Annotated in this window: 19 protein-coding genes; 1 reads left to right on the top strand and 18 read right to left on the bottom strand. The window is 65.2% G+C overall.

Annotation, left to right across the window (positions count from 1 at the left end; translation table 11 throughout):
- Positions 1 to 42: 42 nt before the first annotated feature.
- The 11 genes from phoR to PQB87_RS06825 form a co-directional block, all read right to left on the bottom strand.
- Entirely contained in the window at positions 43 to 1,362 is a 1,320-nt protein-coding gene (gene phoR / locus PQB87_RS06875) for a phosphate regulon sensor histidine kinase PhoR (RefSeq protein WP_060062020.1), read from the bottom strand.
- 57 nt (positions 1,363 to 1,419) lie between these two features.
- A complete protein-coding gene (gene phoB / locus PQB87_RS06870; RefSeq protein WP_027787869.1) occupies positions 1,420 to 2,121 on the bottom strand; it encodes a phosphate regulon transcriptional regulator PhoB in 702 nt (233 codons plus the stop codon).
- A gap of 31 nt (positions 2,122 to 2,152) precedes the next feature.
- Entirely contained in the window at positions 2,153 to 2,857 is a 705-nt protein-coding gene (gene phoU / locus PQB87_RS06865; RefSeq protein WP_021157276.1) for a phosphate signaling complex protein PhoU, read from the bottom strand.
- Positions 2,858 to 2,875: 18 nt separating this feature from the next.
- A complete protein-coding gene (gene pstB, locus PQB87_RS06860; protein WP_027787871.1) occupies positions 2,876 to 3,724 on the bottom strand; it encodes a phosphate ABC transporter ATP-binding protein PstB in 849 nt (282 codons plus the stop codon).
- 15 nt (positions 3,725 to 3,739) lie between these two features.
- The gene (pstA, locus tag PQB87_RS06855) at positions 3,740 to 4,633 is read right to left on the bottom strand and encodes a phosphate ABC transporter permease PstA (RefSeq protein ID WP_027787872.1); all 894 of its coding nucleotides are present in this window, start codon (positions 4,631 to 4,633) and stop codon (positions 3,740 to 3,742) included.
- Complete coding sequence (gene pstC, locus PQB87_RS06850; protein ID WP_027787873.1) at positions 4,630 to 5,616, bottom strand: phosphate ABC transporter permease PstC; 987 nt, start codon at positions 5,614 to 5,616, stop codon at positions 4,630 to 4,632. The genes pstA and pstC overlap by 4 nt, the downstream gene beginning before the upstream one ends.
- Positions 5,617 to 5,710: 94 nt before the next feature.
- On the bottom strand, positions 5,711 to 6,745 hold the full coding sequence (gene pstS, locus PQB87_RS06845) for a phosphate ABC transporter substrate-binding protein PstS (RefSeq protein WP_059681994.1): 1,035 nt from the start codon (positions 6,743 to 6,745) through the stop codon (positions 5,711 to 5,713).
- Between the two features lie 451 nt (positions 6,746 to 7,196).
- A complete protein-coding gene (gene glmM, locus PQB87_RS06840; protein WP_021163356.1) occupies positions 7,197 to 8,552 on the bottom strand; it encodes a phosphoglucosamine mutase in 1,356 nt (451 codons plus the stop codon).
- Between the two features lie 28 nt (positions 8,553 to 8,580).
- Positions 8,581 to 9,474, bottom strand: a complete 894-nt coding sequence (gene folP / locus PQB87_RS06835) for a dihydropteroate synthase (protein WP_489242724.1) — start codon at positions 9,472 to 9,474, stop codon at positions 8,581 to 8,583.
- Positions 9,475 to 9,552: 78 nt separating this feature from the next.
- Positions 9,553 to 11,451, bottom strand: a complete 1,899-nt coding sequence (gene ftsH, locus PQB87_RS06830) for an ATP-dependent zinc metalloprotease FtsH (RefSeq protein ID WP_059681991.1) — start codon at positions 11,449 to 11,451, stop codon at positions 9,553 to 9,555.
- 166 nt (positions 11,452 to 11,617) lie between these two features.
- Complete coding sequence (locus PQB87_RS06825; RefSeq protein ID WP_021163359.1) at positions 11,618 to 12,280, bottom strand: RlmE family RNA methyltransferase; 663 nt, start codon at positions 12,278 to 12,280, stop codon at positions 11,618 to 11,620.
- A gap of 193 nt (positions 12,281 to 12,473) precedes the next feature.
- Here PQB87_RS06825 and PQB87_RS06820 point away from each other — a divergent pair, with 193 nt between their 5' ends.
- Positions 12,474 to 13,001: a YhbY family RNA-binding protein gene (locus PQB87_RS06820; RefSeq protein ID WP_048025403.1), complete on the top strand. Its 528-nt coding sequence runs from the start codon at positions 12,474 to 12,476 to the stop codon at positions 12,999 to 13,001.
- Positions 13,002 to 13,080: 79 nt separating this feature from the next.
- Here PQB87_RS06820 and PQB87_RS06815 read toward each other — a convergent pair whose 3' ends face one another.
- The 7 genes from PQB87_RS06815 to PQB87_RS06785 form a co-directional block, all read right to left on the bottom strand.
- On the bottom strand, positions 13,081 to 13,539 hold the full coding sequence (locus tag PQB87_RS06815; protein WP_021163361.1) for a DUF4149 domain-containing protein: 459 nt from the start codon (positions 13,537 to 13,539) through the stop codon (positions 13,081 to 13,083).
- A 14-nt stretch (positions 13,540 to 13,553) separates the two neighbouring features.
- Entirely contained in the window at positions 13,554 to 14,030 is a 477-nt protein-coding gene (gene greA, locus PQB87_RS06810; protein WP_021163362.1) for a transcription elongation factor GreA, read from the bottom strand.
- Between the two features lie 118 nt (positions 14,031 to 14,148).
- Positions 14,149 to 17,403, bottom strand: coding sequence for a carbamoyl-phosphate synthase large subunit (gene carB / locus PQB87_RS06805; protein WP_027787877.1), 3,255 nt, complete (start codon positions 17,401 to 17,403; stop codon positions 14,149 to 14,151).
- A 49-nt stretch (positions 17,404 to 17,452) separates the two neighbouring features.
- Complete coding sequence (gene leuE / locus PQB87_RS06800; protein WP_174414116.1) at positions 17,453 to 18,112, bottom strand: leucine efflux protein LeuE; 660 nt, start codon at positions 18,110 to 18,112, stop codon at positions 17,453 to 17,455.
- Between the two features lie 37 nt (positions 18,113 to 18,149).
- Positions 18,150 to 19,295, bottom strand: a complete 1,146-nt coding sequence (gene carA / locus PQB87_RS06795; protein ID WP_027787879.1) for a glutamine-hydrolyzing carbamoyl-phosphate synthase small subunit — start codon at positions 19,293 to 19,295, stop codon at positions 18,150 to 18,152.
- A 365-nt stretch (positions 19,296 to 19,660) separates the two neighbouring features.
- The gene (locus tag PQB87_RS06790; protein ID WP_489242723.1) at positions 19,661 to 20,878 is read right to left on the bottom strand and encodes an MFS transporter; all 1,218 of its coding nucleotides are present in this window, start codon (positions 20,876 to 20,878) and stop codon (positions 19,661 to 19,663) included.
- 157 nt (positions 20,879 to 21,035) lie between these two features.
- Positions 21,036 to 22,604: a transglycosylase SLT domain-containing protein gene (locus tag PQB87_RS06785; RefSeq protein WP_489242722.1), complete on the bottom strand. Its 1,569-nt coding sequence runs from the start codon at positions 22,602 to 22,604 to the stop codon at positions 21,036 to 21,038.
- Between the last annotated feature and the right edge of the window lie 75 nt (positions 22,605 to 22,679).

The raw sequence follows: 22,679 nt of genomic DNA, 5'->3' as shown, positions 1-22,679 counted from the left end.
ATGCCGCCGCTCGCAGAACGAGCGACGGATGCCGTTACGCGATCATGCCTCGTAAGTGGCCGGCCGGATCGCGATGACGCGCGAACCCGGGAACCGCGCAGTGAACGTGCTGCCGCGCCCTTCCTCGCTTTGCACGTACAGGTGTGCGTCGTGCCGCTGCAGCACGTGCTTGACGATCGCGAGCCCGAGCCCCGTGCCGCCCGTGTCGCGCGAACGGCTACGGTCGACGCGATAGAAGCGCTCGGTGAGCCGCGGCAGGTCGGCGGCCGGAATCCCGAAGCCGCTGTCCGTGACGGAAAACACGCCTTGCGCGCCTTCGCGCCGCCACGTCACGACGATCTTCCCGCCTTCCGGCGTATAGCGGATCGCGTTCGTGACGAGATTCGCGAATGCGCTGAACAGCTCCGTCTGCGCGCCGGTGACGCCGAGCGTCTCGTCGATCGAGAACGCGATGTCGTGATGCCCGTTCGACAGCGTCTGCGCGTCCTCCTTCAGGTGGTCGAACACGGCGCGCATGTCGATCGCATGATCGAGCGGCGGCTTGCTTTCGCCCTCCAGCTTCGCGAGCACCAGCAGGTCGGTCACGATGTGCCGCATCCGCGATGCCTGCTGCTCCATCATCTCGAGATAGCGCGCGCGGTCTTCCTCGTTCAGCGGCAGCTCGCGCATCGTCTCGAGAAAGCCCGACAGCACGGTGAGCGGCGTCTTCAGTTCGTGCGACACGTTCGCGACGAAGTCGCGCCGCATCGCGTCGGTCCGCTCGAGCTCGGTGATGTCCTGCGTGAGCAGCAGCTTGCGGTTCTCGCCGTACGGAAACACCTGCACTTCCAGCACGTTCTGCCGCGAGTCGCCCATGCCGCGCATCACGAGCGTCTCGTCGTAATGCTGCGCGTTCAGGTAGCGGACGAAATCGGGATGGCGTACCAGGTTGGTGATGTGCTGGCGCAGGTCGCGCTTCGCATCCAGGCCGAAATGGACCTCGGCGATCGCGTTGCACCACTCGATCTGGTCGTGATCGTCGAGCATCGCGACGCCGTTCGGCGACGCCTGGATCGCCTGGATGAAGCGCGAATGCTGCTGCTCGACCTGCCGCACCTGCGCATGCCACTGCTTCGCGAGCTTGTGCAGGCGATAGTAGATCTCGCCCCAGATGCCCGGCGCGCTCGGCACTTCACCGTAGACCGGCGCATCGAGCAGCCGCCACAGACGCTGCGTGTGAAAGGTACTGAAAAAGCCCTGCGCAACCAGCATCACGACCACGAACACGAGGCCCGCGGTCGGGCCGGCGAAAACGCCGACCAATACGCCGATCAGCACGAGCAGCACGAGCGACACCAGAAAGCGCGCCCAGATGATGTTCATGATTCAGCGCCCGAAAGAATGGATGGCCAGCCGTGGCACACGGCAGGCCCGGATACGTTACGCGTGCTTGGCGAGCCGGTAGCCGCTGCCGCGCACGGTCTCGATCATCGCATCGCAACCGGCCGGTTTCAAGGCCGCGCGCAATCGTTTGATGTGCACGTCGACGGTGCGCTCCTCGACGAACACGTGGTCGCCCCACACCTGGTCGAGCAGCTGCGTGCGACTGTGCACGCGCTCCGGATGCGTCATGAAGAAATGCAGCAGGCGGAACTCGGTCGGGCCGAGATCGAGCTTGATCTCGCTGCCTTCCGCATGCGCGGCGACGCGATGCGTGGCCGGGTCGAGGCGCAGCCCGTTGATCGACACGACGTCCTCGGTCAGCTGCGGTGCACGGCGGCGCAGTACGGCCTTGATCCGCGCCATCAGTTCCTTCGGCGAGAACGGCTTCGTCACGTAGTCGTCCGCGCCGATTTCGAGGCCGAGCACCTTGTCCTGCTCGTCGCCGCGGGCGGTGAGCATGATGATCGGGATGTGTTTGGTCCGTTCGTTGTTGCGCAGGTCGCGCGCGAACGCGATACCGGATTTGCCCGGCAGCATCCAGTCGAGCAGCACGAGATCGGGCAGCACGTCGCTGATCAGGTTCTGCGCCTGTTCGGCGTTGTACGCACGAATCGGGCAGTGACCGGCGTGCTGGAGATTCACCGAGATCAGTTCGGAAATCGCGGGCTCATCTTCAACGACGAGAATGTTGCTGGGCATCGGCACCTCTTTTTTCCCTGTACGGAGTCGATTAACTGTTGGCTTCGCGATCGAGCGTGTCGCGCGGCTGGTGCCGCACGTCCGTGCCCTTCACGATGTAGATGATGAATTCGGCGATGTTCTTCGCGTGGTCGCCGATCCGCTCGATCGCCTTCGCGATGAACAGGTATTCCAGGCCGACCGAGATCGTGCGCGGATCTTCCTGCATGTACGACACGAGCTTGCGCACGAACGCACGGAATTCCTGGTCGATCTCCTTGTCGTCCTTGACGATCTGCGCGGCGGCCACCGTATCGAGACGCGCAAACGCGTCGAGCGCGCGGCGCAGGATCGTCACGGCCATCTCGCCCGACACCTTGATCTCGGCGATGTTGACCGCACGCGCGGCCGGCTCGTCGACCAGGCGGCGCACGCGTTTCGCGATCTTCTCGGCCTCGTCGCCGGCACGCTCGAGGTTCGTAATCGTTTTCGAAATCGACATCAAAAGACGCAGGTCACGCGCGGCAGGCTGTCTCCGCGCGATGATGTTGCCGCATTCCTGGTCGATGTCGACTTCCATCGCGTTCAGCGTTTCCTCGGCCGCGATCACCTTCTCGGCCGTATCGCGATCGAATTCGTTCAGCGCGTGCATCGCGCCGACGATCTGCGACTCGACGAGCCCGCCCATTTCCAGCACTTTCGACGACACGGCATTCAGGTCCGCGTCGAACTGGCTCGACAGATGTTTATCCGACATGGCTGTTGTTCTCCGTCATCAACCGAAACGGCCGGTGATGTAGTCTTCCGTTTCCTTGCGCACCGGCTTGATGAAGATCTTTTCGGTCTCGCCGAATTCGATCAGCTCGCCCAGGTACATGTAGGCCGTGAAATCCGAGCAGCGCGCCGCCTGCTGCATGTTGTGCGTGACGATCACGACCGTGTAGTCGCTCTTCAGCTCCGCGATCAGCTCCTCGATGCGGCCGGTCGAGATCGGGTCGAGCGCCGAGCACGGTTCGTCGAGCAGCAGCACTTCCGGACGGATCGCGATGCCGCGCGCGATGCACAGACGCTGCTGCTGGCCGCCCGAGAGGCCGTAGCCGCTCTGGCTCAGCTTGTCCTTCACTTCGTTCCACAGCGCGGCCTTCGTGAGCGCCCACTCGACGCGGTCGTCCATTTCCGAGCGCGTGAGCTTTTCGAACATCTTCACGCCGAACGCGATGTTGTCGTAGATCGACATCGGGAACGGGGTCGGCTTCTGGAACACCATGCCGATACGTGCGCGCAGCAGCGAGATGTCGCGCTTCGTCGTCAGCAGGTTCTCGCCGTCCATCAGGATTTCGCCTTCGGCGCGCTGCTCCGGATAGAGCGCGAACATCTTGTTGAACGTGCGCAGCAGCGTCGACTTGCCGCAGCCCGACGGGCCGATGAACGCCGTCACCTTCCCTTCGGGAATGCTCAGGTTGATGTTCTTCAGCGCATGAAACTTGTTGTAGAAGAAGTTGAGGTTGTTGACCTCGATCTTCGCGTTCAGCGGCTCGAGCGGACGGCCGTGCGCCGCTTCGTGCGTGCCGGCCGGCGCAGCGGTGCGCTCGACAGGATTCAGGTGGCTTTCTGCCATATTCATCGGATTGCTCCGCCGTTACTTTTTCGAGAAGATCGTGCGCGCCAGGATGTTGAGTCCGAGCACACCGAGCGTAATCAGGAACACACCCGCCCATGCGAGCGCCTGCCATTCCGCGAACGGGCTCATCGCGAACTTGTAGATCGTGACGGGCAGGTTCGCCATCGGCTGACTCATGTCCCACGAGAAGAACTGGTTCGACAGCGCGGTGAACAGCAGCGGCGCCGTTTCGCCGGCGATCCGCGCAACCGCGAGCAGCACGCCCGTCACGATCCCGCCGACCGATGCGCGCAGCGTGATCTTCAGCACCATGCGCCACTTCGGCGTGCCGAGCGCGAAGGCCGCTTCGCGCAGCGCGTTCGGCACGAGCTTCAGCATGTTCTCCGTCGTGCGGATCACGATCGGAATCTGCAGCAGGGCGAGCGCGATCACGCCGGCCCAGCCCGAGAAGCGCCCCGACTTCGCGACGACGATCGCATACACGAACAGGCCGATGACGATCGACGGCGCCGACAGCAGGATGTCGTTGATGAAGCGGATCGTGCTCGCCAGCAGGTTCTTCTGGCCGTATTCGGCGAGATAGACGCCCGCGAGGATGCCGATCGGCGTGCCGACCAGCGTGCCGAAACCGCACAGCAGCAGGCTGCCGACGATCGCGTTGGCGAGACCGCCGCCTTCCGTGTTCGGTGCCGGCGTCGATTCCGTGAACAGTTGCAGCGACAGGCCACTGACGCCGAGATGCACCGTCGTGTAGAGAATCCACACGAGCCACAGCAGCCCGAAGGCCATCGCGCCGAGCGACGCGGCCAGCGCGATCGCGTTGACGGCCTTGCGCTTGCGCTGCAGGCGGTTGCGCATCGCGTCGAGCACGGCGCCGTCCGGCCCCGGGAAATTCATGATGGGCTCGCTCATTTCTTGCCCTCTCCCTTCTCGAGACGAAGCAGCAGCAGTTTGGAGATGGACAGCACGATGAACGTGATCAGGAACAGGATCAGGCCCAGCTCCATCAGCGCGGACGTATGCAGGCCCGGTTGCGCTTCCGCGAATTCGTTGGCCAGCGCCGACGTGATGCTGTTGCCCGGTGCGAACAGCGACACGCTGTCGAGCAGGTTCGTGTTGCCGATCACGAAGGTCACGGCCATCGTCTCGCCGAGTGCACGGCCGAGGCCGAGCATCACGCCGCCGATCACGCCGGTCTTCGTATAGGGCAGCACGACCTTCCACATCACTTCCCAGGTCGTGCAGCCGATCCCGTATGCCGACTCCTTCAGCAGCACCGGCGTGACTTCGAACACGTCACGCATCACCGATGCGATGTACGGGATGATCATGATCGCGAGGATCACGCCGGCGGCAAGGATGCCGATACCGATCGGCGGGCCGGCAGTCAGCGGGCCGATAATCCAGACGTCCTTGAACAGGCGGCCGATCGGCTTCTGGAAGTATTCCGCGAAGATCGGCGCGAACACGAGCAGGCCCCACATGCCGTACACGATCGACGGAATCGCGGCGAGCAGCTCGATGGCGATGCCGAGCGGGCGGCGCAGCCACACGGGCGACAGCTCGGTGAGGAACAGCGCGATGCCGAAGCTGACCGGCACGGCGATGACGAGCGCGATGATCGACGTCACGATCGTGCCGTAGATCGGCACGAGCGCGCCATAGAGGTCCGAGTTGGGATCCCACTCGGATTGCCACAGGAAGCCGAGGCCGAACTTCTGGATGGTCGGCATCGACGCGATGATCAGGGAAACGATGATCCCGCCGAGCAGCAGCAGGGTCACGATGGCGGCGAGCCGTGCAAGACCGCCGAATACGACATCCCCGAGGCGGCTCGGCGCGCGTTGCTGCGCAACGTCGGCGGACCGTGAGGACGTATAGGAAATATCAGACATGGGTGCCTGCTTTTGATTGCCGGGCGCCGTAACGCCCGGCTTTACCGCACACACCGCCCGACCGGCACGGCCGGGCAGCGAACCGCTGCAATGCTTACTCGGCGGCGACCGACTTGCCCGAAGCGTCCGTCACCTTGACCTTCCACTGCTTGCGGATTTCCGCTTCGACTGCCGGCGGCAGCGAGATGTAGTCGAGGCTGTCAGCAGCCTTCTCGCCGTTCTTGAACGCCCAGCTGAAGAACTTCAGCGTTTCCGCGCCCTGCTCCGGCTTTTCCTGCTTCGCGTGCAGCAGCACGAACGTCGCGCCGACGACCGGCCATGCTTCCTTGCCCGGCTGGTTCGTCAGGATCTGGTAGAACGACTTCGACCAGTTCGCGCCTGCGGCAGCGGCCTTGAACGTTTCGGTCTTCGGCTCGACCACCGTGCCCGTCGAGTTCTTCAGGGCCGTGTAGATCATGTTGTTCTTCTTCGCGTACGCCCACTCGACGTAGCCGATCGCGCCCGGCAGGCGCTGCACGAAGGCCGCGACGCCGTCGTTGCCCTTGCCGCCCGTGCCCGTCGGCCAGTTGACCGTCGTGCCTTCGCCGATCTTCGACTTCCACTCGTCGTTGACCTTCGACAGGTAGTTCGTCCAGATGAAGCTCGTGCCCGAGCCGTCAGCGCGGCGAACCACGGCGATGTCCGTGTCCGGCAGCTTGACCTTCGGGTTCAGCGCGGCGATCGCCGGGTCGTTCCACTTCTTGATCTTGCCGAGGTAGATGTCGCCGAGCACCGGGCCCGACAGCGTCAGTTCGCCGGCCTTCACGCCCGGCACGTTGACGACCGGCACCACGCCGCCGACCACCGTCGGGAACTGGAACAGGCCTTCCTTCGCGAGTTCGTCATCCTTCAGCGGAGCGTCCGAGCCGGCAAAATCGACCGTCTTCGCGATAATCTGCTTCAGGCCGCCCGACGAACCGATACCTTGGTAGTTGACCTTCGCGCCGCCGGTCTGCTGGTAGTCAGCAGCCCATTTCGTATAGATCGGCATCGCGAACGTGCTGCCTGCGCCCGTGATGTCGGCAGCGTGGGCGGCGACGGCGAAAAGCGCGCCAGCCAGGCCGGCAATCGCGGTTTGCATCAATTTCATGAGACCTCCAGTGTGTGAGCGGATGACTACGGCACCGCGAAGGTTAGGGGCTCCTCATGACGGTAATGTGACAATCGATGAAACTGGCGTGACAGTAACATGACTGGTTGAAAAGGAGTAACAGGGTCGGCGCGCGTGGCGCGCAGACGGCGCCGGAGGGGCGATGGCGGCAGGAATTGCCGGCCTGGAAGGGACGGGATGACGCCCCGTTTCTCACTGTGTGGCGGGATTGCAGCCCCGCGTCGGTGGTACGAAAAGCCTCCACCGGCGGCTGGCCGATCTCGGGGTCGGACGATTCTTCGTCCAGGGAATGCAGCAGTCGATATGCGTTACTTATAGATGTCGCAAACCTTTGCGTCTGACGAAATCGCGGCGCCCCGAAGGCGCCGCATGCCGGTTCACCGGAACGCCGGCGCGCAGGCGTCCGACCGCCTTCGCGCCGGCCTGCGCGTCAGGCCGTCGCCGCGCGCACCGCGTCGGCGATCGTCTCCGCATGGCGGACCGCGTCGGCCGCTTGCTGCGCTTCGACCATCACGCGCAACACGGGCTCGGTGCCCGATGCGCGGATCAGCACGCGGCCGCTGCCGGCGAGCGCGGCTTCGGCTGCGTCGATCGCTGCACGGATCGACGTGCTGCCCTTCCAGTCGGCACCCGGCTTCATCCGCACGTTGATCAGCTTCTGCGGGAACAGCGTGACGCCGTCGAGCATCTGCGCGAGGGTCTGGCCGCTGCGCTTCAGCGCAGCCAGCACGAGCAGCGCCGACACGATGCCGTCGCCGGTCGAGTGGCGATCGAGCGACAGGATGTGGCCCGAGCCTTCCGCGCCGAGTTGCCAGCCGTGCTCGCGCAACTGCTCGAGCACGTAGCGATCCCCGACCGCCGCCCGCACGAACTTCACGCCCGCGCGCTGCAACGCGACTTCGACGGCGAGATTCGTCATCAGCGTGCCGACCGCGCCCTCCACCTTGCCGTCGGTCGCGATCCGGTCCTTCACGAGCACGTAGAGCAGCTCGTCGCCGTTGTACAGGCGACCGGTCGCGTCGACGACCTGCAGGCGGTCCGCATCGCCGTCGAGCGCAATGCCGAGATCGGCGTGGTTCGCGCGCACCGCGCGCACCAGCGCGTCCGGCGCGGTCGCGCCGACGCCGTCGTTGATGTTGAAGCCGTTCGGCGCGACGCCGATCGGGATCACGTCCGCGCCGAGTTCGTGGAACACGTGCGGCGCGATCTGGTACGCGGCACCGTGCGCGCAGTCGATCACGAGCTTCAGCCCGCGCAGGTCGAACGCGGCCGGGAACGTGCTCTTGCAGAATTCGATGTAGCGGCCGGCCGCATCGTCGAGACGGCGCGCCTTGCCGAGACCGTCGGACGATGCGCATTCGAGCGGCTTGTCGAGCCACGCTTCGATCGCGGCTTCGGTGTCGTCCGGCAGCTTGTTGCCGTCAGCGGAGAAAAACTTGATCCCGTTGTCGCGATACGGATTGTGCGATGCGCTGATCACGACGCCCGCCGACAGGCGCAGCGCGCGCGTCAGGTAGGCGACCCCTGGCGTCGGCATCGGGCCGGCCAGCATCACGTCGACACCCGCCGCCGAGAACCCTGCCTCGAGCGCGGCTTCGAGCATGTAGCCCGACACGCGCGTGTCCTTGCCGATCAGCACGGTCGGCCGCGAGCCTGCCGCGCCATCGGCCGAGCTGGCCAGTACCTTGCCGGCCGCGTAGCCGAGACGCAACACGAAATCCGGCGTGATGGGCGCCTCGCCCACCGTGCCGCGAATGCCGTCCGTGCCGAAATATCGACGTCCCATAGCGAATCTTCCTCCTTCGTCTTCTGACTTATCGTTGCCGCGCGGCTTCGCGCACGGCATTCCAGATTTTCAACGCATCGACCGTCGCCGCGACATCGTGCACGCGCACGATCGCCGCCCCACGCTCGACCGCGCACAATGCGGCCGCCACGCTCGCCACGACGCGCTCCATCGGCGGCTTGCCGCCGATCACCGCGCCGAGCATCGACTTGCGCGACATGCCCGCGAGTATCGGATACGCGCGCCCGTCGGGCCGCGCGGGCGCCGTTTCCGGCAGTGCGGCCAGGAGTGCATAGTTGTCGTCGACGACCGCCTTGCCGAACCCGAAACCGGGATCGACGCAGATCCGCTCCGGCGCAATCCCCGCGTCGCGCAGTGCCTGCGCGCGCGCGGCGAGAAAATCGCGCACGTCGGTCACGACGTCGCCGTAATCGGGTTCGCCGACCTGCATCGTTTGCGGCTCACCGAGCATGTGCATCGCACACAGTCCGCAATTGCCCTCGCGCACCGCGTCGATCGCGCCCGGTTGGCGGAACCCCCAGATGTCGTTGATCAGGTCGGCGCCTGCGGCCAGCGCCGCGCGCATCACGGCCGGCTTGTAGGTATCGATCGACAGCGGCACGTTCAATGGGCGCAGCGCTTCGACAAGCGGGATCACGCGCGCGAGTTCCTCGTCGAGCGGCACCGGCGGCGCGCCGGGGCGCGTCGATTCGCCGCCGATATCGAGAAGGTCAACGCCTTCGGCAATCATCCGCTCGGCCTGGCGCTGCGCATCGTCACGCGCGAGGAAGCGGCCGCCGTCGGAAAACGAATCGGGCGTGGCGTTGAGAATGCCCATCACGAGCGGGCGCTCGAACGTCAGTTCGAAGCGGCCGCACCGGAGTGGCGCGGGAATTGGGGGGGAAACAGCGGAATCGGACACGGGCAACTGGCGTGAATGAATGCAAAACGGGCCGGTGTGAAGACACACCAGCCCGTGAACGGTGCTAAAGAGCGGAGATTATGCCGCCGGCGAAGCAGGCGCCGGTGCGTTGCCGGCCTTCACCTCGGCGCTGCTGCCGCCACCCGACGAATCGCCGCCGACAGCCGGCGAGCTCTTCGGGGAGCGCGGCGGACGGCCTTCCATGATGTCGTTGATCTGATCGGCATCGATCGTTTCCCACTCCATCAGCGCGGCGGTCATCGCTTCGACCTTGTCGCGGTTCTCGTCGAGCAGGCGGCGCGCAAGGCCGTACTGTTCGTCGAGCACTCGGCGGATTTCCGCATCGACCTTCTGCTGCGTCGCTTCCGAGATCGTGCGCGTGAAGCCGCGGCCGAACGGCGATGCATCGTTCTCGTCGTCGACGTAGACCATCGGCCCGAGCGCATCGGTCATGCCGAAACGGGCCACCATCGCGCGCGCCGTCTGGGTTGCCTTGTTGAAGTCGTCCGATGCACCGGTGCTGACGAGGTTCATGAACAACTCTTCCGCCACCCGGCCACCGAACAGGATCGCGAGGCGATCCATCAGGTAGTCCTTCGAATACGTTTCGTTGTCATGCTCCGGCAACTGCCACGTGACACCCAGCGCGCGACCGCGCGGAATGATCGTGACCTTGTGCACCGGGTCGGCCTTCGGCAGCAGCTTCGCGATCACCGCGTGGCCCGACTCGTGATACGCGGTCGCACGCTTCGCTTCCTCGCGGATCACGGCCGACTTGCGCTCCGGACCCATGAAGATCTTGTCCTTCGCGTCTTCGAAATCCTGCATCTCGACGATGCGCTTGCCGCGGCGTGCGGCGAACAGCGCAGCCTCGTTGACGAGGTTCGCGAGATCGGCGCCCGAGAAGCCCGGCGTGCCGCGCGCGATGACTGCCGCATCGACGTCGTTCGCGATCGGTACCTTGCGCAGGTGCACGCGCATGATCTGTTCGCGGCCGCGGATGTCCGGCAGACCGACGTAGACCTGGCGGTCGAAACGGCCCGGACGCAGCAGCGCCTTGTCGAGCACGTCGGAACGGTTGGTTGCGGCGATCACGATCACGCCCGAGTTCGCCTCGAAGCCGTCCATCTCGACGAGCATCTGGTTCAGCGTCTGTTCGCGCTCGTCGTTGCCGCCGCCCATGCCGGCGCCGCGATGACGGCCGACCGCGTCGATTTCGTCGATGAACACGATGCACGGTGCATGCTTCTTCGCCTGCTCGAACATGTCGCGCACACGGGCCGCGCCGACGCCGACGAACATTTCGACGAAGTCCGAACCCGAGATGCTGAAGAACGGCACTTTCGCTTCACCCGCGATCGCGCGGGCCAGCAGCGTCTTGCCGGTACCCGGAGGGCCGACGAGCAGCACGCCGCGCGGAATGCGGCCGCCGAGCTTCTGGAATTTCTGCGGATCGCGCAGGAAGTCGACGAGCTCGGACACTTCTTCCTTCGCTTCGTCGCAGCCCGCGACGTCGGAGAAGTTCACCGCGTTGTTGTTCTCGTCGATCAGCCGCGCGCGGGATTTGCCGAACGAGAACGCGCCGCCTTTGCCGCCTCCCTGCATCTGCCGCATCATGTAGAACCAGAACACGATGATCAGGATCGTCGGCCCGAGGTAGTACAGCGCGGACATCAGCGCATTCGGCTCGTCGTCGGCCTTGCCGCTGACCTGCACGCCGTACTTCATCAGATCGCCAACCATCCAGATGTCGCCGGGCGACACGATCTGGTATTTCTGGCCATCAGCCGGAGTGACGGTGAGGTTGCGCCCCTGAACGATGACGTTCTTGACCTTGCCGTTCTTGGCGTCGTCCATGAACTGCGAATAGGACACGCCTTCCTGGACGCGGGGCTTGTCGAACTGCTTGAACACCGTAAACAGCACCAGTGCGATCACCAGCCACACCGCTGCCTTCGAAAACATATTGTTGTTCAAAGCACCACTCCTTCACTCGTAGACGAGCGCCTACATTTTCCTTGCGGCGCCCCTCGGTCATTCTAATCCAGTCCGACCACCCTCGCCATAAGCATTGACAACCGCCGCGATAGCGCTTCGCTTGTCTGGCAAGGGCCGGAGCCCGTTTGCGGCACCCCGCCGCGCATCAGCGCGGACGTTTCAGATGCCGACCCAAAATGAACGTTTCGGACGATTTGTCGCGGGACGCCTTCGGCTTGCGCGGCGCGACGGTCTTAAACTGCTGTTTGAATTTCTCGACGATCTGGCTGTAGCCGCTGCCGTGAAAACATTTCACGAGCAACGCACCATCCGGCTTCAGATGGTTCTGCGCGAATTCGAGCGCCAGATCGCAGAGATGCTCGATGCGCGCCGCGTCCGCCGAGGCCACGCCGGAGAGGTTGGGGGCCATGTCGGAAATAACAAGGTCCACCGCGCGGCCTTCGAGCAATTCCTCGAGCTGGTGAAGGACGTCATCCTCGCGGAAGTCGCCCTGGAGGAAGTGGACGTCGGCGATCGGCTCCATCGGCAGGATGTCGAGCGCGACGATCGTGCCGTCGATGCCGCCTTCGCGCTCCGCGTCGCGCTTCTTGCCCTGCGCGAGCTTGTTGCGGGCATACTGGCTCCAGCTGCCCGGCGTTGCGCCGAGATCGACGATCACCTGGCCCGGACGGATCAGCTTGTCCTGCTCGTCGATTTCCTTCAGCTTGTACGCGGCGCGCGCGCGATAGCCCTCCCGCTGCGCCATTTTGACGTACGGGTCGTTGATGTGGTCGTGCAGCCAGTGCTGGTTGAAGCGGTTTTTTGCCATTCGAAAGAGAGATTGCTGCCAATTGCTTCGTGAAGCCGCGCTTTTAGCGGATAATACGCGTCTTCTTCGCGCGGCTGCGGCCCCTTTTCGGGCCCAAGCCGCGATTTTACGTGGTTTCGGCGCACGGCTGACGCGGTAACTACCCGCGATCGCTTTTCAGTCAGCGCGCCCTTATTTAGATTTCGACATTTCCATGCCCGCCCTTTCGCTTTCTCCCGCCGAGCGCTCCGCGCTGCGCTCCCAGGCCCATGCGCTCAAGCCCGTCGTGCTGATCGGCGCCGAAGGGCTCACCGACGCCGTGCTGAAGGAAATCAAGGTGCACCTCGACGCGCACCAACTGATCAAGATCCGCGTGTTCGGCGACGAGCGCGACGAGCGCATCGCGATCTACGACGAGATCTGCGATCGCCTGAGCGCGGCGCCGATCCAGCACATCGGCAAGCTGCTGGTGATCTGGAAGCCCGAAGCCGCCGTCGCGGCCCCGACCCGCGGCCGTCGTGCCGGCACGCTGCCGAGCGCGGCCGAAGCCGTGGACGACAAGAAAGGCCGTGCCCCGCGCACCGTCAAGGTCGTCAAGGTGTCGCCGAACGCGAGCCCCGTGCGCCGTCCGCGGCCGGTCAAGGTCACGGTGCGCGGCAACGAACGCGTGACGGCGGGCGGTACCGTGAAGCGCGCGAAAAAGCGCCAGGCCAGCACGAAGCGTCCGTTCCAGGACAAGTAAGCATCGGGGCGGCACGGCTGCGCCGTCCCGCCACCCTGCCCGCGGGCCCGGCATCGACCGGGCCTGCGCGGCACACGCGTCAGGCGTCGCGCGCCGGCAGACGCCAGATCAGCATCAGCCCCAGTACGCTCTCGACGAGGTAGAACACGCTCGAGACGCCGTGCAGCATCCCGAAGCGGCTCGCATACGGCGAATTTGCGATATCGGTGCCCGCGTCCATCGCGGCGACCCGCAGCGCGTTCATGAACGGCTGCAGCGCAAAATACCCGACCAGCACGCATACGACCATCGCGGCGACGACCCAGCGCACGCGGCGATATTCGCTGCTGCCGCGTCGAACCTGCTGGTTCGACAGCGCGAGCAGCAGCACGCCACATACGACACCGAGGATCGCCTCGATACGGAACAGCTGGGCGGCGACCGAACCGGCCGTCATCCGCTCCAGCGTCTTGAACAGCACGGGCGCGACCGCATACCCGATCGTCAGCAGGCTGCCGACCCACACGGCCGACAGCAGACGGAACACGCGATGCGGCATCGTGTCGCCCCGCTTCAGATGTAGCTGACCGAGATGATTTCGTATTCGCGCACGCCGCTCGGCGCCTGCACGGCCGCGACGTCGCCTTCGGACTTGCCGATCAGTGCACGCGCGATCGGCGAGCTGACCGAGATCAGGCCGTGATCGATATCGGCTTCGTCGTCACCGACGATCTGGTACTTGACGGTGTCGCCCGATTCGAGATCCTCGAGTTCGACGGTCGATGCGAAAACCACGCGGCCTTCGGCGTCGAGCACGGTCGGATCGATGACCTGCGCGGCCGACAGCTTCGATTCGATTTCCGCGATACGACCCTCGATGAAGCCCTGCTTTTCCTTCGCGGCATCGTATTCGGCGTTTTCGGACAGGTCGCCCTGTGCGCGGGCCTCCGCGATCGCGTTGATCACGGCCGGCCGCTCGACGGACTTGAGGCGCTGCAATTCATCGCGCAGTTGCTCTGCGCCACGCTTTGTCAACGGAATGGTGCTCATAAACGGCTCAATCGCTAAAAACGGCTATAAAAAAAATCACCGCGATTAAGCGCGTTTCCGATGCACTGGAAACACCGCCTAATCGCGGCACGTGTTGCTTCGACAGGTAACTGACTGCTTAGTTTAGGCGAGCGTGAAGACCTTGTAAATCATAGACTTCCAGATCCTTCAGGTAGCGCAAGCCTTCGACTGCCGCGCGCGCGCCCGACATCGTCGTGTAGTACGTGACCTTGTGCGCCTGCGCGCTCATGCGGATCGAACGCGAATCGGCGATCGCCTGGCGCGTTTCGTCGACCGTCGTGAACACGAGTGCGATCTCGCCGTTCTTGATCATGTCGACGATGTGCGGACGGCCGTCCTTCACCTTGTTCACGACCTTCACCGGCACGCCGGCCGCTTCGATCGCGGCAGCCGTACCCTTCGTCGCGACGATCGGGTAGCCGAGGTCGTGCAGCATGCGCGCGACTTCGACCGCCTTCGGTTTGTCCGCATCCATCACGGTCAGCAGCACCGTGCCCGACTCCGGCAGGCGCGAACCGGCCGCGAGCTGCGACTTGAACAGCGCTTCGCCGAACGTCTGGCCGACGCCCATCACTTCGCCGGTCGAACGCATTTCAGGCCCGAGGACCGGATCGACGGTCGGGAACTTGACGAACGGGAACACCGCTTCCTTCACGCTGAAGTACGGCGGCTCGACTTCCTTCGTCACGCCCTGCTGCGCGAGCTTCTGGCCGACCATCGCGCGCGCCGCGATCTTCGCGAGCGGCAGGCTGGTCGCCTTCGACACGTACGGCACCGTGCGCGATGCGCGCGGGTTCACTTCCAGCACGTAGATGATGTCCTGCTTCGAACCGTCAGCCTGCGGCACTTGCTGGATCGCGAACTGAACGTTCATCAGACCGACCACGTTCAGCGCCTTCGCCATCGCGCCCGTCTGACGCTTCAGCTCGGCCACGGTCTCCTTCGACAGCGAGTACGGCGGCAGCGAGCATGCCGAGTCGCCCGAGTGGACACCCGCCTGCTCGATGTGCTCCATCACGCCGCCGATGAACACGGCTTCGCCGTCGCAGATGCAGTCGACGTCGCACTCGATCGCATCGTTCAGGAAGCGGTCGAGCAGCACCGGCGAATCGTTCGACACCTTCACGGCCTCGCGCATGTAGCGCTCGAGGTCGCGCGGCTCGTGGACGATTTCCATCGCGCGGCCGCCCAGCACGTACGACGGGCGCACGACCAGCGGATAGCCGATTTCGGCCGCCAGCGCGAGCGCTTCGTCTTCGGCGCGCGCGGTGCGGTTCGGCGGCTGGCGCAGGCCGAGGTCCTGCAGCAGCTTCTGGAAGCGTTCGCGGTCTTCGGCCGCGTCGATCATGTCCGGCGACGTGCCGACGATCGGCACGCCGTGCGCCTCGAGGTCGAGCGCGAGCTTCAGCGGCGTCTGGCCGCCGTACTGGACGATCACGCCGACCGGCTTTTCCTTGTCGACGATCTCGAGCACGTCTTCGAGCGTCAGCGGCTCGAAGTACAGGCGGTCGGACGTGTCATAGTCGGTCGACACCGTTTCCGGGTTGCAGTTGACCATGATCGTTTCGTAGCCGTCCTCGCGCATCGCGAGCGCCGCGTGCACGCAGCAGTAGTCGAACTCGATGCCCTGGCCGATCCGGTTCGGGCCGCCGCCCAGCACCATGATCTTCTTGTTGGTGGTCGGCTGCGCCTCGCACTCTTCCTCATAGGTCGAGTACATGTACGCGGTTTTCGTCGCGAACTCGGCCGCGCACGTGTCGACGCGCTTGTAGACCGGGCGCACGTTGAGTTCGATGCGGCGCTTGCGGACGTCTTCCGGCGTCGCGCCGAGCAGCTTCGCGAGGCGGCGGTCGGAGAAACCGCTCTGCTTCAGGTAGCGCAGCTCGTCGAACGTCAGCGACGCGAGCGTGCGGCCCGCGAGTGCCTTTTCCTTCAGGATGATCTGCTCGATCTGCTCGAGGAACCACGGGTCGATCGCGGTTTCCGCGAAGATTTCCTCGGCCGTCATGCCGATGCGGAACGCATCACCGACGTACCAGATGCGATCCGGGCCCGGCTCGTGGATCTCGATCGCGATCTCGTCACGGTCGGTCGACTTCTCGTCGAGACCGTCGACACCGACTTCGAGGCCGCGCAGTGCCTTCTGGAACGATTCCTGGAACGTACGGCCGATCGCCATCACCTCGCCGACCGACTTCATCTGCGTGGTCAGGCGCGAATCGGCTTCACGGAACTTCTCGAACGCGAAACGCGGGATCTTCGTGACGACGTAGTCGATGGTCGGTTCGAACGACGCCGGCGTCTGGCCGCCGGTGATTTCGTTCTTCAGCTCGTCGAGCGTATAGCCGACGGCCAGCTTCGCCGCGACCTTCGCGATCGGGAAGCCCGTCGCCTTCGAGGCGAGCGCCGACGAACGCGACACGCGCGGGTTCATTTCGATGACGACCATGCGGCCGTCCTTCGGGTTGATCGAGAACTGCACGTTCGAGCCGCCCGTGTCGACGCCGATCTCGCGCAGCACCGCGAGCGATGCGTTACGCAGGATCTGGTATTCCTTGTCGGTGAGCGTCTGCGCCGGCGCGACCGTGATCGAGTCGCCGGTGTGCACGCCCATCGGGTCGAGGTTCTCGATCGAGCAGACGATGATGCAGTTGTCGGCGCGGTCGCGCACGACTTCCATCTCGTATTCCTTCCAGCCGAGCAGCGACTCTTCGATCAGCAGCTCGCGCGTGGGCGACAGGTCGAGACCGCGCTTGCAGATCTCCTCGAACTCTTCGCGGTTGTACGCGATGCCGCCGCCCGAACCGCCGAGCGTGAACGACGGACGGATCACGACCGGGTAGCCGCTGCCGCCGGTGCCGGCCATGATCTCGGCGTGCACCTGGGTCGCTTCTTCCATCGAGTGCGCGATGCCCGACTTCGCGGAACCGAGACCGATCTTGGTCATCGCTTCCTTGAACTTCTGGCGGTCTTCCGCCTTGTCGATCGCTTCCGGCGACGCGCCGATCAGCTCGACGCCGAACTTCTCGAGCACGCCGTGGTGGTGCAGGTCGAGCGCGCAGTTCAGCGCGGTCTGGCCGCCCATCGTCGGCAGGATCGCGTCCGGGCGCTCCTTCTCGATGATGCGTGCGACGACTTCCCACGTGATCGGCTCGATGTAGGTCACGTCGGCCGTGTTCGGGTCGGTCATGATCGTCGCCGGGTTGCTGTTGACGAGAACGACCTTGTAGCCCTCCTCACGCAACGCCTTGCAAGCCTGCGCGCCCGAATAGTCGAACTCGCACGCCTGGCCGATGATGATCGGGCCGGCGCCGATGATGAGGATGCTCTTGATGTCTGTGCGTTTTGGCATGGCTTGTGAATTCAATAAGTAATCGTTGTCGTGGGTCGGCCGGCTGCGCTCAGCTCATCGTGGCGAGCGCGAGCTTCACCGAGAAACCGATGAACAGGCCGCCCACGCTGCTCGCCGCGCCTGCTGCAAGCTTGCGGCGGCGGCGGAAGTGCTCGGCGAGCCGCGCCCCCGCGAAGATCAGCGTGCTCAGGTACAGGAAGCTCGCGCATTGCGCAATCGCCCCGAGCACGACGAACGACAGCGCGGGATGCGGGAATGCCGGGTCGACGAACTGGATGAAGAACGAGATGAAGAACAGGATCGCCTTCGGATTCAGCAGGCTCACGATCAGCGCCTTGCGGAACGGACGCTCGGCGTCGACCGCGGGCGGTGCATCGGCCAGCGCATCGGCGCGCGCGCGCAGCTTCTGCCACGCGCTGCGCAGCATGCCGGTGCCGATGTAGAGCAGATACGCGGCGCCGCCGTACTTGACGACGGAGAACAGCAGCGGGTTCGCCTTCAGCAGCGACGCGACGCCGGCGGCGGACAGCACCATCAGCACCGTGTCGCCGACGAACACGCCGCACGCCGCGCGATAGCCGGCCTTCACGCCGCGCTGCGCCGCGAGCGACAGCACGTACATCGAGTTCGGCCCCGGCAGCAGGATGATGAAGATCACGCCGAACACGTAGGTCCAGATATCCGTGATGCCGAGTGCGTGGCCGAACATGATGCGAATCTCCCGTCCTTCGGTTGCGTCGGTTGCGTTAAGCGTTGCGCTGCTTCGCCGCGTCCATCAGCGCGGTGAAGCGGTCGAACAGATAGCCGATGTCGTGCGGGCCGGGCGACGCTTCCGGGTGGCCCTGGAAGCAGAATGCCGGCTTGTCGGTCAGCTCGAAGCCCTGCAGCGTGCCGTCGAACAGCGACACGTGCGTCACGCGCGCGTTGGCCGGCAGCGAATCCGCATCGACCGCGAAGCCGTGGTTCTGCGACGTGATCACCACGCGGCCGTCGCCGAGATCCTTCACCGGGTGGTTCGCGCCGTGGTGGCCCGTCTTCATCTTCAGCGTCTTCGCGCCGACCGCGAGGCCCATGATCTGGTGACCCAGGCAGATGCCGAAGGTCGGCACGCCGCGCTCGATGAATTGCTTCGTGGCCGCGATCGCGTAGTCGCACGGCTCCGGATCGCCGGGGCCGTTCGACAGGAAGATGCCGTCCGGATTCAGCGCGAGCGCATCTTCCGCGCTCGCCTCGGCCGGCAGCACCGTCACGTGGCAGCCGCGTTCCGCGAGCATGCGCAGGATGTTGTACTTGACGCCGAAATCGTACGCGACGACACGATACTTCGGCGCTTCCTGCATGCCGTAGCCGCCTTCGAGGCGCCATTCGGTCTGCTTCCACTCGAACGGCTTCGTGGTCGACACGACCTTCGCGAGATCCATGCCCGCGAGCCCCGGGAACGAGCGCGCGAGTTCGATCGCCTTCGCTTCGTCGTCCGAGCCCGTCAGGATGCAGCCGTTCTGCGCGCCCTTGTCGCGCAGGATGCGGGTCAGCTTGCGGGTGTCGATGCCGGCGATCGCGACGACGCCTTCGTCGCGCAGGTAGTCGCCGAGCGTGCGGTCCATGCGGAAGTTCGATGCGAGCGTGGGCAGATCACGGATGATCAGGCCGGCGGCATGGACTTTCGTGGCTTCGACGTCTTCGGCGTTCACGCCGACGTTGCCGATATGCGGATAGGTGAGCGTGACGATCTGGCGCGAGTAGCTCGGATCGGTCAGGATTTCCTGATAGCCGGTGATCGCGGTATTGAACACGACTTCGCCGATCGTGTGGCCTTCGGCCCCGATCGAATAACCACGAAAGACCGTGCCGTCGGCGAGTGCAAGCAAGGCGGGAGTAAAAGACGGCAACACGGGAGGCTCCTTGGGGAACACCCTGCTGCCGACCTGTTTACCCTGCCGCGCGAGCGCCGCGCTGCGTGGGCGCGCGTGGTCGCTTGCTGGACGCGGCCTGCGTTGTCGTGACGCGAACCCGGCGCGTGGCGCACGAGGCTTCGCGGCATCGCCCGGCAGGCGGCGTGCGGCGGATGAACGGGATGTATGAGGTAGGCGCTAGGGTGCGAGGTTGATCAGCACAAACTTTCAAATTATAGCCTGAAAATGGCCTTATCTTCAATCGATATGGCCGTCCGATCGTGCGTGCGCGACGCGCGGCGGCGCGAAGCAGCGCGCTGCGGCCCCGTTTTACGCGGCCGCCCTGCCCCGAGCGTACCGCCGGATCAGTGCACTTGGCCAGCGCCGCGCGCGGGCCATACGTACCAGACCGCGCTCGCGAGCTGCAGCGCGAGCAACACGCCCCATGCCGTGAAGTGCGCGGCGGCCGGATAGCGGCCGTCGACCGCGGGCCAGTGCGACAGCACCGCGCCGACACCGATCTGGAACGCAAAGATCAGCAGGAAGATCACGAGCGTGAGCGTCGTGTTCGCGCGGCCGATCAGATGCGCGGGAAAATGTCCGGCCATCACCGCGTAGGTCAGGATGCCGACGCCGCCGAACATCCCGTATGCGGCCCACAGAACGGCCGGCGGCAACGGCACGCGCGCCACGATCGCAACCTGCGTCGCGACGAACAACGCCATGCCGATGCCGCAGAACGCGTACACGGACACGCCGCGCCGCTCGAGCACGCGCGCCGCGGCGCCGAAGCCGACGCAGCCGGCCATCATCGCGAAGCCGAGCACCGACACGAGGCGCGCCGCATGCGGCGCATCGAACCCCGCGACGTCGCGCAGGTACGGCCCGACCCACAGCGACTGCATCGCGTAGAACACCCCCTGCGTGACGACGGATAACGACGAGATCTTCCAGAACGCACGGCTGCCCAGGATATGCCACGTGCCCTTGAACTGGCTGACGAGCCCGCCCTGGTGACGCACCTGCTTCGCCTCCGGCGCGCCCAGGCCGATCGACGCCGCGACGGCCACCGTCAGCACCGCGAGGCCGAAACAGATCGCGCGCCAGCTCGTCCAGCCGAGCAGCCAGGTCAGCGGCGAGCCGACCATCACGCCGCCGAGGCCGCCCACGGCCATCACGAGCCCGTTCACGAGCGGCAGCCGGCCGACCGGGAAATGCTGCGCGAGCGCCTTGAACGCCGCGCCGAGACACACCGACACGCCGACGCCGATCAGCAGCCGGCCGACCATCATCGTGCCGAGGCTGTGCGCGGCACCGAACACGGCTGCGCCGGCGGCCGCGAACAGCAGCATGCCGGCCGTCACGCGGCGCGGGCCGAAGTGATCGAGCATCACGCCGGCCGGGATCTGCGCGCCCGCGAAGCCGAGGAAATAAAGGCTCGTGAGCAGGCCGAGATCGGCGGCCGACAACCCGAGCTCGTGCGTGACGAACGGCGCGAAGCCCAGATTGACGCCGCGAAACACATACGACACGAAATACCCGACCGAAAACAGCGCGAGCACCCTCACCTGCACCGACGACATCGCCTCTCCTTGTTATATGAAGGCATTCAAGGCGGCGCCCCCGCGCCGCGCACAAACAAAAACGCCGTCACCTCGGTGACGGCGTTTCGTCGCATTTCGTCGGATGATAACGCAACCGCGCGAACCGGGCCGGCCGCGCGATGCGCTCGCGACTGCGTTACTTCTTCTTGCCCTTGTGCGTTGTGGCCTTGGCCGGCGCCGCTTTCGTCGCTTTCGTCGATTTGGCCGCCAGCTTCGCCGCGCCGCGCTTCGCACCGTGCGACTTGCCGCCCACCGCCAGGCTCGCGCGCTCGATGTGCGCACCGGCGGCCGACGTCGCGATCCGTTCCGGACCGGGCTCCGCCGGCACCGAACGGCCGACCGGCACGTGCAGCACGAGCGCCTGGCCCGGCATCACGAGATCGCGGTGCGTGCGGTTCCACGCCTTGAGCTGGCCGACCGACACGCCATAGCGGCCGGCGATCGCCGCCATCGACTGCTTGCGGCGCACGCGGATCAGCATCTTGCGCGTGTCGGGCACATCGGGTTCCATCGCGAGCGCACCGTTTTCGGCGACGTCGGCGCTGATGTCCTCGTCGTCGTCATCGCCGCGCGGCACGACGATCGTCGAGCCCGGCTTCAGGCGCATGCCGGCCGGAATCTTGTTGATCGACATCAGCGTATCGGCGTCCACGCCGATCTTCTCGGCGATCGCGGCCGGTCGTGCACGTTCGCTGACCGTATAGGTGGTCCACGACGAAAGCTGGCCGTTGTAGGCTTTCAGGTTCTTCTCGAACGCCGACGCGTTGTCGAACGGCAGCAGGATCTGCGGCTCGGTCGCACCGAGGATCACCGGCTTCGAGAACGACGGGTTCAGCGAGCGGAATTCGTCGAGCGACAGGTTCGCGAGCTTCGCGGCGACCGCCACGTCGATGTCGCGCGACGTCGTGACCGTCACGAAATACGGGTGGTTCGGGATGTCCGGCAGCGTCAGGCCGTACTGCTGCGGGCTCGCGATGATGTTCTTCACCGCCTGCAGCTTCGGCACGTAATTACGCGTCTCGTTCGGCATCCGCAGGTTCTGGTAGTCGGTCGGCAGGCCGGCCGCCTGGTTGCGCGCGATCGCACGCTGCACGTTGCCCTCGCCCCAGTTGTACGCGGCCAGCGCGAGATACCAGTCGCCGAACATGTCATGCAGGCGCGACAGGTAGTCGAGCGCGGCGCTCGTCGACGCGAGCACGTCGCGGCGCTCGTCCTGCCACATGTTGCGCTTCAGGTTGTAGGTACGGCCCGTGCCGGGCATGAACTGCCACATGCCGGCCGCCTTCGCGACCGACAGCGCCTGCGGGTTGTACGCGGACTCGATGAACGGCAGCAGCGCGAGCTCGGTCGGCATGTGACGCGCCTCGAGTTCCTCGACGATGTGATACAGGTACTTCTGCGAGCGCTCGGTCATGCGCTGCACGTAGTCGGGCCGCTGCGTGTACCAGGTCGTCTGCATGTCGACGAGGTCGCTCTGCAGGTCGGGCATCTGGAAACCGCGGCGGATGCGCCCCCAGAGATCGGAGTCTGCACTGGTCAGGTCGCCGACGGATTGCTTGTCGACGTCGACAGTTTCTTTGGCGGTGGCTGATTTACGGAGGTAGTTGGACGTCGCCTGCGAATCGGCGGCGTTGTTGGCGACAGGGGCCTGGCTCGCACAAGCGGCGAGCAGCAGAACCACCATCGCACTCAATATAAGTCGCATGAAAATCTCGGCTTCCGACGGCTGGAAATTGCAGGCGATACTACGGAAGTGCGTGCTTCACGTCAATAAAAACAC

The organism is Burkholderia sp. KL41 (genome assembly GCF_057005415.2).
This window is presented reverse-complemented; position numbering and strand designations above follow the sequence as displayed.